This is a genomic window from Streptomyces sp. NPDC051104 (genome assembly GCF_040682835.1).
GTDB lineage: Bacteria > Actinomycetota > Actinomycetes > Streptomycetales > Streptomycetaceae > Streptomyces > Streptomyces cynarae.
Window position 1 is genome coordinate 1 of the sequence record NZ_JBFBBS010000086.1, and the last position, 9,195, is coordinate 9,195.

The 9,195-nt window shown below is 70.4% G+C and carries 12 protein-coding genes and 2 pseudogenes; 9 read left to right on the top strand and 5 right to left on the bottom strand.

All coding sequences use genetic code 11. The features are described 5' to 3' along the window. The 3 genes and pseudogenes from AB0N14_RS39030 to AB0N14_RS39040 all read left to right on the top strand — a co-directional run. Positions 1 to 328: pseudogene (locus tag AB0N14_RS39030) on the top strand (transposase); the annotation flags it as partial. Between the two features lie 328 nt (positions 329 to 656). Continuing rightward, positions 657 to 1,097 (top strand): VOC family protein, encoded by a 441-nt coding sequence (locus AB0N14_RS39035; RefSeq protein ID WP_366030452.1) that lies wholly within the window; start codon positions 657 to 659, stop codon positions 1,095 to 1,097. A 17-nt stretch (positions 1,098 to 1,114) separates the two neighbouring features. Continuing rightward, complete coding sequence (locus AB0N14_RS39040) at positions 1,115 to 1,324, top strand: hypothetical protein (RefSeq protein WP_366030453.1); 210 nt, start codon at positions 1,115 to 1,117, stop codon at positions 1,322 to 1,324. 354 nt (positions 1,325 to 1,678) lie between these two features. Here AB0N14_RS39040 and AB0N14_RS39045 read toward each other — a convergent pair. Beyond that, positions 1,679 to 2,308 (bottom strand): annotated as a pseudogene (locus AB0N14_RS39045) (FAD-dependent oxidoreductase); the annotation flags it as partial. Then, positions 2,305 to 2,727 (bottom strand): arsenate reductase ArsC, encoded by a 423-nt coding sequence (locus AB0N14_RS39050; protein ID WP_366030466.1) that lies wholly within the window; start codon positions 2,725 to 2,727, stop codon positions 2,305 to 2,307. The pseudogene AB0N14_RS39045 and the gene AB0N14_RS39050, both read right to left, overlap by 4 nt. Before the next feature lie 95 nt (positions 2,728 to 2,822). Between AB0N14_RS39050 and AB0N14_RS39055 the strand changes: the two genes are divergently transcribed. From AB0N14_RS39055 to AB0N14_RS39075, 5 genes are all read left to right on the top strand, one after another. Continuing rightward, positions 2,823 to 3,131 (top strand): metalloregulator ArsR/SmtB family transcription factor, encoded by a 309-nt coding sequence (locus AB0N14_RS39055; RefSeq protein WP_366030454.1) that lies wholly within the window; start codon positions 2,823 to 2,825, stop codon positions 3,129 to 3,131. Then, a complete protein-coding gene (gene arsB / locus AB0N14_RS39060) occupies positions 3,128 to 4,240 on the top strand; it encodes an ACR3 family arsenite efflux transporter (RefSeq protein ID WP_366030455.1) in 1,113 nt (370 codons plus the stop codon). The genes AB0N14_RS39055 and arsB overlap by 4 nt, the downstream gene beginning before the upstream one ends. Next, a complete protein-coding gene (locus AB0N14_RS39065) occupies positions 4,237 to 5,319 on the top strand; it encodes an ArsO family NAD(P)H-dependent flavin-containing monooxygenase (RefSeq protein WP_366030457.1) in 1,083 nt (360 codons plus the stop codon). The genes arsB and AB0N14_RS39065 overlap by 4 nt, the downstream gene beginning before the upstream one ends. A 72-nt stretch (positions 5,320 to 5,391) precedes the next feature. Beyond that, complete coding sequence (locus tag AB0N14_RS39070; RefSeq protein ID WP_366030458.1) at positions 5,392 to 5,778, top strand: hypothetical protein; 387 nt, start codon at positions 5,392 to 5,394, stop codon at positions 5,776 to 5,778. Between the two features lie 92 nt (positions 5,779 to 5,870). Then, positions 5,871 to 6,221 carry a TSUP family transporter gene (locus tag AB0N14_RS39075; protein WP_366030459.1) on the top strand — a complete coding sequence of 117 codons (351 nt, stop codon included), beginning with the start codon at positions 5,871 to 5,873 and terminating at the stop codon, positions 6,219 to 6,221. Positions 6,222 to 6,238: 17 nt separating this feature from the next. On the opposite strand, the gene AB0N14_RS39080 is transcribed toward AB0N14_RS39075, so the two are convergent. The 3 genes from AB0N14_RS39080 to AB0N14_RS39090 are packed head-to-tail and all read right to left on the bottom strand — an operon-like array spanning position 6,239 to position 7,491. After that, positions 6,239 to 6,778, bottom strand: coding sequence for an N-acetyltransferase family protein (locus tag AB0N14_RS39080; RefSeq protein WP_366030460.1), 540 nt, complete (start codon positions 6,776 to 6,778; stop codon positions 6,239 to 6,241). Next, a complete protein-coding gene (locus AB0N14_RS39085) occupies positions 6,775 to 7,149 on the bottom strand; it encodes a metalloregulator ArsR/SmtB family transcription factor (protein WP_366030461.1) in 375 nt (124 codons plus the stop codon). Before AB0N14_RS39085 ends, AB0N14_RS39080 begins: the two co-directional genes overlap by 4 nt. A gap of 42 nt (positions 7,150 to 7,191) precedes the next feature. Next, a complete protein-coding gene (locus AB0N14_RS39090) occupies positions 7,192 to 7,491 on the bottom strand; it encodes a hypothetical protein (RefSeq protein ID WP_366030463.1) in 300 nt (99 codons plus the stop codon). A 177-nt stretch (positions 7,492 to 7,668) separates the two neighbouring features. Here AB0N14_RS39090 and AB0N14_RS39095 point away from each other — a divergent pair, with 177 nt between their 5' ends. Further along, positions 7,669 to 9,072 (top strand): NAD(P)-binding domain-containing protein, encoded by a 1,404-nt coding sequence (locus AB0N14_RS39095; protein WP_366030465.1) that lies wholly within the window; start codon positions 7,669 to 7,671, stop codon positions 9,070 to 9,072. Positions 9,073 to 9,195: the final 123 nt, after the last annotated feature.

A 9,195-nucleotide genomic window follows, 5' to 3' on the forward strand; every position in this document is an offset into this window, starting at 1 on the left:
ACTCCTCGAAGTCGAGCGGGGCTGGCGGGACATGAAGCAGATCATCGACCTGCGGCCCGTCTACCACCGGCTCGAGGAACGCATACGCGCACACGTCATCCTCTGCTGGCTCGCCCTGCTGCTGATCCGCATCACCGAGACCACCACCGGCGCCACCTGGCCGACCATCCGCCCCGAACTCGACCGGCTCCACCTCGGCACCTTCACCGGCCCCACCGGCCTGTTCCGCCAGGTCACCGCCCTCACCAAGCCCCAGAGGGACCTGCTGGCCAAGCTCGACATCCCCGCACCGAAGCAGATCATCGCCCTCGAACCCACACCCCGCTGACCAGCACGAACACCAGCGCCTAGAGAAACGCCTCTCAGGCGCCCTCACCCATGTCCGCGCAGGTCAGACCCCAGATTCGTGACTCTAGGCCGCTGAATTACGCGGAACGCAGGACGCTGCGGCTGATCGTCTTCGTGGGAGCGGCCACCTGCGCCGCACTCAGCCTTGGTGGTGGCGCCTGGCTCGCGGGTCTGCTGTAGCGGTGCTGAGGCGCGATCCAGATGTTTCGGAGTTCGGCGGTATGAGTATGTCGAGAACGTGCCACCGGCTCCGTCCCAGGGACATCAGCGGCCACCACCGGCCGCACGAGGAAGAAGGAGAAACCAGCATGGCGATTCAGCGGATGGACAACGTCGGCATCGTCGTCGACGACATGGATGCCGCCATCGCGTTCTTCGTGGAACTCGGTATGGAGCTGGAGGGCAGGGCGGAGGTCGCGGGCCTCTTCGCCGACCAGTGCACCGGACTCGACGGCGTCCGCTGTGACATCGCGATGGTCCGGACGCCGGACGGTCACAGCCGGCTCGAGCTGGCGAAGTACCGCAGCCCCGCGGTGATCAGCGCCGAGCCGCGCAACCGGCCGCACAACATTCTGGGCACGCACCGCGTCATGTTCGCCGTCGACGACATCGAGGACACCGTTGCCCGCCTGCGCCCTCACGGCGCCGAACTCGTCGGCGAGATCGCCCGGTTCGAGGACAGCTACCTGCTCTGCTACATCCGCGGCCCGGAGGGCATCATCGTCGGACTGGCCGAGCAACTGCGCTGAGAAGGAGGAACCGAACCATGCAGCCGAACGAGATCATCGAGGTTCTGAACCGCCCGATCGGCCAGGAGCTGCTGGCCCGTGACGCGACCCGCCTGGCCTACGTCGCCAAGGGCGGAACCCCGCGCAACGTACCGATCGCCTTCACCTGGACCGGGTCGCACATCGTCATGTGTACGACGAAGAACGCGCCTGAACTCCCGTGCCCATACTCGCGCGCAGGCTCCTGAAACGACGGCACCAATAGGTGAGACACATCTGGCTGTCTGGAGAACCGTCCCACTTGGGCTCGCTGGACCACCCCGGCAGCAGAGCGGGATCAGGCACGGGATGGCCGGCATCGGCTCGGGAAGCGTCCACGTCGCGCACCATGCTTTCCACCCCGGCCATGCGCCGCCCGGGTGGCCGCCACGGTCGGCCTGCGCATGGTCGGGCCCGTGGTCGGGTGCGAAGGGAACACCCGACCACAGCCGCGACCATGCCAGGTGTCTGGGTTCTAGCGATCGTTGCAACACCTCGGCTCAGAGGTGGCGATGGACGTCGAATCTCGTGAGAAGCGAAGGCCCCGGCAACAGGCCGTTGGTCCCCTTGATCTCGGCGATCTCGCTGTCGAAGGCGAAGGAGATCTTGTCGTCGGCGAACGCCGGGTCCTGCATGACCTTCGACGCGCGCAGGGTGGAGCGGCGATGGACGACGGTGACCGACCTGGCGAAGCGGGTGAGGAAGGTGGCTTCCTCCATGGCGGTGTCGCCGCCGCCGACCACGACGATGTCGCGGTCACGGAAGAAGAACCCGTCGCAGGTCGCACACCACGACACGCCCCGGCCGGACAGCTCGTCCTCCTTCGGCAGGCCGAGCTTGCGGTAGCCGGAGCCGGTCGCGATGATCACCGTCTTCGCGCGGTGGACGGTGCCTGCGGAGTCGGTGAGCAGCTTGATGTCGCCGGTGAGGTCGACGGCAGTGATGTCGTCGTCGATCATCTCGGCGCCGAGCTTCTCGGCCTGGACCCGCAAGTTCTCCATGAGGACGGGCCCGTCGATGCCGTCGGGGAAGCCCGGGAAGTTCTCCACCTCGGTGGTGGTCGTGAGGGATCAGCCGACGAAGATGGAGCTGCCGAACAGCAGGGGCTTGAGCTGGGCGCGGGCGGTGTAGAGGGCGGTGGTGTATCCGGCGGGGCCGGAGCCGATGATGACGACGTCGCGTATTTCGCTCACGCCGTCGCCTTCGGCTTCTCCGGGGCGATCTCGGCGATCAGGCCCTCGACGAGGGTCTTTATCTCGTCGCGGATCGGCCGCACGGCCTCGACGCCCTGGCCGGCCGGGTCCTCGAGCTTCCAGTCCAGGTAGCGCTTGCCGGGGAAGACGGGGCAGGTGTCGCCGCAGCCCATGGTGATGCAGACGTCCGACTCGCGGACGGCGTCGATGGTGAGGATCTTCGGCGTCTCCTTGGAGATGTCGATGCCGACCTCGGCCATGGCCTCGACGGCGGCCGGGTTGACCTGATCGCCGGGGTTGGAGCCGGCGGAGCGGACCTCGACGCGGTCTCCGGCCAGGTGGGTCAGCCAGGCGGCGGCCATCTTGGAGCGGCCGGCGTTGTGGACGCAGACGAACAGGACGGACGGCTTGTCGGCCATGGTGATCGTTCTCTCTCGTCGCATGGCGGAACCCAGCCGCCAATGACTTCAGCCCCCGCTGGTATCAGCGAGCGATGATGTGACAGTATCAGTGTATGCTGACTTCAGTCGATCCTGATGTGATCCGGGTGCTGGGCGATCCGCTCCGCCTGAAGATCGTGACCCTGCTGGCGCGCGAGACGCTCTGCACGACGCACCTGGTCGAGGAGACCGGAGCCAAGCAGACCAATCTGTCCAACCACATGAAGGTGCTGCGCCAGGCCGGGATCGTGGAGACCGAGCCGTGCGGCCGCTTCACGTACTACAAGCTCAAGCCCGAGGTCCTGGCCGGCCTGTCCGAGCAGTTCGCCGAACTGGCCGCCTCCGCCCGCACCGCTGCCGAGAACAAGAGGGCCTGCCCGTGACCTCCGCCGAGCCCACCACCGCCCCCGCTCCGGCCGGCAGTGGGGACGACTCGATCGTCAAGAAGCTCTCCACCCTCGACCGCTACCTCGCGGTGTGGATCCTGCTCGCCATGGCCGTCGGCCTGGGCCTGGGCCGGATCATCCCGGGCATGAACGATGCGCTCGCGAAGATCGAGATCGGCGGGATCTCCCTGCCGATCGCGCTCGGCCTGCTGGTCATGATGTACCCGGTCCTGGCCAAGGTTCGCTACGACCGGCTCGACCGCGTCACCGGCGACAAGAAGCTGATGGTCTCCTCGCTGGTCATCAACTGGATCGTCGGACCTGCGGTGATGTTCGCACTGGCGTGGATCTTCCTGCCGGACCTGCCCGAGTACCGCACCGGCCTGATCATCGTGGGACTGGCCCGCTGCATCGCCATGGTCATCATCTGGAACGACCTCGCCTGCGGCGACCGCGAGGCCGCAGCCGTCCTGGTCGCCCTGAACTCGGTGTTCCAGGTGCTCGCGTTCGGCCTGCTGGGCTGGTTCTACCTCGACCTGATGCCACGCTGGATGAACCTCGGCGACGGCCAGGGCCTGGACGTGTCCGTCTGGCACATCGCCCTGAACGTCATCATCTTCCTCGGCATCCCGCTGCTCGCCGGCTTCCTCACCCGCCGCATCGGCGAGCAGAAGCTGGGCCGCGCCGACTACGAGCAGAAGTTCCTGCCGAAGATCGGCCCGTGGGCCCTGTACGGGCTGCTGTTCACGATCGTCATCCTCTTCGCCCTGCAGGGCAAGACCATCACCTCGCAGCCGCTGGACGTGGCCCGGATCGCGCTGCCGCTGCTGGTCTACTTCGCGGTCATGTTCTTCGGGACCTTCCTCCTCGGCAAGGGCCTGGGTCTGGCCTACGACCGCACGGCGACGCTGGCGTTCACCGCGGCGGGCAACAACTTCGAGCTGGCCATCGCGGTCGCCATCGCCACCTTCGGTGTCACCTCGGGCCAGGCTCTCTCCGGCGTCGTCGGCCCGCTCATCGAAGTCCCGGTGCTGATCGGCCTGGTCTACGTTGCGCTCGCCTGGCGCAGGAAGTTTGCCGTCGACGCGGTGACGACGGCCCCGTGACGCAGCACGTGGATGTGGTGGTGGTCGGCGGCGGCCAGGCTGGGCTCGCCGCCGGCTACCACCTGCGCCGCGAGGGCCTCGACTTCGTGATCCTGGATGCCGGCACGGCGCCGGGCGGGTCCTGGCAGCACATGTGGGACTCGCTGCACCTGTTCTCCCCGGCGGAGCACTCCTCGCTCCCCGGCCGCCTTATGCCCGCCCAGGCAGGCGGGACGTCTCCGGACGCCGGGCACGTGGTGGACTACCTTGCCGACTACGAGAAGCGCTACGACCTGCCCGTCCAGCGCGGCACCCGCGTGGAAGCCATATGCCGCGACGGCGACCGGCTCCTGGTCGAGGCCGACACCGGCACCTGGCGGCCCCGCGTCGTGATCAGTGCGACCGGTACCTGGTCGCGGCCCCTCCTCCCCGCCGTCCCTGGCCGTGGTGTCTTCACCGGTCGGCAGCTGCACACGGTGAACTACCGCTCCCCGGCCGCCTTCGCCGGCCAGCACGTGATCGTGGTCGGTGGCGGGAACTCCGGCGCCCAGATCGCCGCCGACCTCGCCTTGGACGGCAAGGTGAAGGTGACGTGGGTGACCCAGCGCCCGCCGCGCTTCCTGCCGGACGACATCGACGGACGGGCCCTTTTTGACGTCGCCACTGCCCGCCGCCGCGCGCTCGACGCCGGCCGCAGCGACACCGGCCGCAGCGACACCGGCGGGGTGGCCTCGCTGGGCGACATCGTGGTCGTGCCGCCGGTGCGGGCGGCGCGGGATGCGGACCTGCTCAAGGCGTCACCCATGTTCGTCCGCGTGGACCGGGACGGTGTGGTGTGGGTCGACGGCACCCGCGCCGAGGCGGACGCGGTGATCTGGTGCACCGGCTTCCGCCCGGCTCTGTCCCACCTGGCCCCGCTCCAGCTGCGGAGCACGCGCGGGCACATCGCGACCGAGGGCACCCTCGCGGTCGACGAGCCGCGGCTGCATCTGCTCGGCTACGGCGACTGGACCGGCCCGGCGTCCGCGACGCTGATCGGGGTGGGGCGCCCCGCGCGGGAGGCCGCCCGCGAGATCGCGGCGCTGTGCGCGCGGAACTGACGGGGCGGCCCAGCGTGTTTCGTGACTTTCCCCGGTGTCGCGGCGCGGCGTGATCGGTGCAGACTGCCGGGCATGACCTCACCCCTGGCCGCCGATGCTCCCCGCCCCGTCAGCCAGGCGTACTCCGTGCCTGTGGTGTTCACCGCGGGCACGGGCATCGGCGTCCTCGGCGGGATGATGGGCCTGGGCGGTGCGGAGTTCCGGCTCCCCCTGCTGATCAGCCTGTTCGGGTTCGCGGCGCTCTCCGCGGTCATCCTGAACAAGGCCATGAGCCTGGTCGTGGTCGTGGTGGCGCTGCCCGCCCGGCTGGCCGCGGTGTCCGCCTCCCGGCTGGCCGGTCATTGGCCCGTCCCGTCGCGGTCAACGTGCTGGCGGGGAGCCTGCTGGGCGCATGGGCCGGGGCGAGCTGGGCGGTACGGATGCGCAGCTCCACCCTGTACAACGTGCTGGCGGCCCTGATGGTGCTCGTGGCCGCCGCTCTGCTGGCCACCCACCTGGCCACCGTGGGGACGCTCGCGCTGCCGCTGTGGGCGCAGGTGTCCTGCTGAGTCGTGGCCGGCTTGGGCATCGGCGTGGTCGCCGCGATCATGGGCGTGGCCGGGGGCGAGCTGCTGATCCCGACGATCGTGCTGCTCTTCGGACTGGACATCAAGACGGCTGGAAGCCTGTCCCTGCTGGTGTCGCTGCCGACCATGCTGGTCGCCTTCGCCCGCTACAGCCGCGACGGCAGCTTCGCGGTACTGGGCGACGACCTTCGCTTCACCGCCCTGATGGCCGCGGGCTCGATCGCCGGCGCGTTGCTGGGCGGACTACTGGTCGGCGTCTTCTCCGACCTGGTGCTCGTTCCCGTACTGGCGGTGATTCTGCTCGTCTCCTCGGTCAAGCTCGCGCGCCACGACTGAGCCCGCGAGGCACCGGGTCAGTCGATGAGTGGGCTGCGCCGCTCGACCAGGACGACGTCGCGCCAGCGACCGTGCTGCTTGCCGATGCGCTCGCGCGTGCCCAGCACACGGAAACCGGCCCGCTGGTGCACGGCGAGACTGGCGGTGTTCTCGGGGAAGATGCCCGACTGGATCGTCCAGATCCCGGCCGCCTCGGTGGAGTCGATCAGCGCCTTGAGCAGCGTGGAGGCCACGCTCCGCCCCCGCGCCTGGGGGTGGACGTAGACGGAGTGCTCGACCACTCCGGCGTACGCGCACCGGTCGGAGACCTTCGTCGCGGCGACCCAGCCCACTACTGTGCCGTCCGCGTCCAGTGCGGCAAAGCGGTGTTCTGGCAGCTTCGCCGCGTCGAACGCCTCCCAACTGGGCGCGTTGGTCTCGAAGGTGGCGTTGCCCTCGTCGATCCCGGCCTGGTAGATGGCCAGGACCTGCGCGGCGTGCTCGGCCGTCAACGGCACGATCACGGCAGTGGCCCTGCCACCGCCTACAAGCTGGTTCTCCTCGCCCACCGTGGTCATGCGACGGAGCGCAGGGTCAGCAGCTGGCCCATCGCGGCGAGCACGGACGGTTCGACCCGGTAGTACACCCAGGTGCCGCGCCGCTCGGAGGTGAGCAACCCGGCCTCCTTCAGCTTCTTCAGGTGGTGGGACACCGTGGGCTGGGAGACGCCGACGTCGGAGATGTCGCACACGCACGCCTCGCCGCCCTCGTGCGAGGCCACGGCGGAGAACAGCCGCAGCCGGACCGGATCGCCCAGCGCCTTGAACATCCGCGCCGCCGTCTCGGCTTCCGCGGCGGTCATAGGGCGCTCGGTCAGCGGCGGGCAGCAAGGCGCCACACCCTGGCCGTCAGCGGGTTCCAGCAGCGGCAGCACCTTCGCATTCGACATGCGTCTATGTTGACACATGTCGAATCAGTGTGGCGAGGGCCGTCACCGACATGTGAGGTAGGCGGCCGGACGCCGGGCGACGCGGTCCGCGTCCCGGCCCACGCCGCGCAGGGAGTTCGACGACAGGCTGCGCTGCCACTCCAGCCCCACGAACGCCGGCTCCGGCACGCTGGAGGCGATCCCCTCGCGGTGCCGGGGGTTCCCGGCCGCGTCCAAGGCGCCGCCTACGGGGGCGAGGCAGGGCAGGTCGGGGCGGTAGCCGGTGGCGAGGAGGATCGCGTCGACCTCCTCCCGCTCGCCGTCCCGCCGGACGAGCTTCGTTCCGTCGGTGCCGGTGAACATCGGTCGCTGGTCTGGCTGTCCGGCGGTCACTGTCCGCCGCCGATGACGGTGACGTCGATGTGCTCCATCAGCAACCCCCCTCGATTCGATGAATGTCTATGTTGACGTTCATCAATACAGGTGCCATGCTGGGCCGCGCAAGCCATCGACAGATGTCGAAACACGCAAGGAGTCGCCGTGAACGCGCCCGCCACCACCGAGCTGCCCGTCGTCGTGATCGGGGCCGGACCCTCCGGTCTGGCCGCCGCCGCCCACCTGGTCGACCAGGGCATCGAGCCCCTGGTCCTGGAAGCCGGCCAGAGGGCAGGCGCCGCGGTGCGCGAGTGGTCGCACGTGCGCCTGTTCTCCACCTGGGGCGAGGTCGTCGACCCGGCCGCCGAGAAGCTCCTCGCCCCCACGGGCTGGACGCGCCCCGACCCGGCCACTTACCCCTCCGGCGGGGACTGGGCCGACCTCTACCTGCAGCCGCTCGCCGACGTCCTCGGCGACCGCGTCCGCTACCGCGCGCGCGTCAGCGGCGTCTCCCGAGCCGGCCGGGACCGCATCGTCGACGCCGACCGCAACCAACAGCCCTTCGTCGTGCACTTCGCCCACGCCGACGGCCGTGAGGAGCGCGTCTTCGCCCGCGCTGTCATCGACGCTTCCGGTACCTGGGCCACCCCGTCTCCGGCCGGAGGCAGCGGCCTTGCCGCTCTCGGGGAGAAGGCCGCCGCGGACCGGATCACCTACCGCGTCCCGGACCTGAAGGACCCCGCTGTCCGCGCCCGGTACGCCGGCAAGCGCACTGCCGTGATCGGCTCTGGCGCCTCCGCGTTCACCGCCCTCGCCTACCTCGCCGACCTCGCCAAGTCGGACGACGGCGCGGAGACGAAGGGCGTGTGGATCCTGCGCCGGGGCATTTCGGGCTCCACCTTTGGCGGCGGCGAAGCCGACCAGCTCCCCGCGCGCGGCGCTCTCGGCCTGGCGGCGAAGGCCGCCGTCGACGACGGCCACGCGGACGCGGTCACCGGCTTCCGCACCGAGGCGATCGATCGCGACGCCGACGGCCGCCTGGTCCTGGTCGCCGAGGACGGGCACCGCCTGGATGCGGTCGACGAGGTGATCGTCCTGACCGGCTTCCGCCCCGACCTGTCCTTCCTCGGCGAGCTGCGCCTGGGCCTGGACGAGCGTCTCCAGGCCCCGGTCGCGCTCGCGCCGCTGATCGACCCCAACCAGCACTCCTGCGGCACCGTCTACCCGCACGGCCACCGCGAGCTCTCCCACCCCGAGCAGGGCGTGTACCTGGTGGGGATGAAGTCCTACGGCCGCGCCCCGACGTTCCTGGCGATGACCGGTTACGAGCAGGCCCGCTCCGTCGCCGCTGCGATCGCCGGCGACATCGAGTCCGCCGACCGTGTGGAACTCACCCTCCCTGAGACCGGAGTCTGCGGCGGCGCCGGCCTGTTCGACGCCCCCGACGCCGCTCAGGCCGACGGCGGCGGCTGCTGCGCGCCCGCTCCACAGCTCGTCCAGCTCGGCGCCCCCGCCGCGGTCGGGGCGGCTAGCGAGCAGGCCCCGGCGGGCGGCTGCTGCGGCTCGTGACCGACCGGGGCACCCCGGCGCGGGGGGGGGGGGGCCGCGCCGGGGGGCCGGCGGGGGCCCGCGCCCCCCCCCCCCCCCCCCCCCCCCCCCCCCCGGGCGCGAGGGGGGGGGGCGGGGAAACAG

Excerpts from the sequence above, each read along its gene's own strand:
- AB0N14_RS39090 (WP_366030463.1), bottom strand. The coding sequence starts at position 7,491 with ATGTTCACCGGCACCGACGGAACGAAGCTCGTCCGGCGGGACGGCGAG.
- AB0N14_RS39080 (WP_366030460.1), bottom strand. The coding sequence starts at position 6,778 with ATGACCACGGTGGGCGAGGAGAACCAGCTTGTAGGCGGTGGCAGGGCC.
- AB0N14_RS39085 (WP_366030461.1), bottom strand. The coding sequence starts at position 7,149 with ATGTCGAATGCGAAGGTGCTGCCGCTGCTGGAACCCGCTGACGGCCAG.
- AB0N14_RS39070 (WP_366030458.1), top strand. The coding sequence starts at position 5,392 with ATGACCTCACCCCTGGCCGCCGATGCTCCCCGCCCCGTCAGCCAGGCG.
- AB0N14_RS39050 (WP_366030466.1), bottom strand. The coding sequence starts at position 2,727 with ATGGCCGACAAGCCGTCCGTCCTGTTCGTCTGCGTCCACAACGCCGGC.
- AB0N14_RS39035 (WP_366030452.1), top strand. The coding sequence starts at position 657 with ATGGCGATTCAGCGGATGGACAACGTCGGCATCGTCGTCGACGACATG.
- AB0N14_RS39040 (WP_366030453.1), top strand. The coding sequence starts at position 1,115 with ATGCAGCCGAACGAGATCATCGAGGTTCTGAACCGCCCGATCGGCCAG.
- AB0N14_RS39055 (WP_366030454.1), top strand. The coding sequence starts at position 2,823 with ATGCTGACTTCAGTCGATCCTGATGTGATCCGGGTGCTGGGCGATCCG.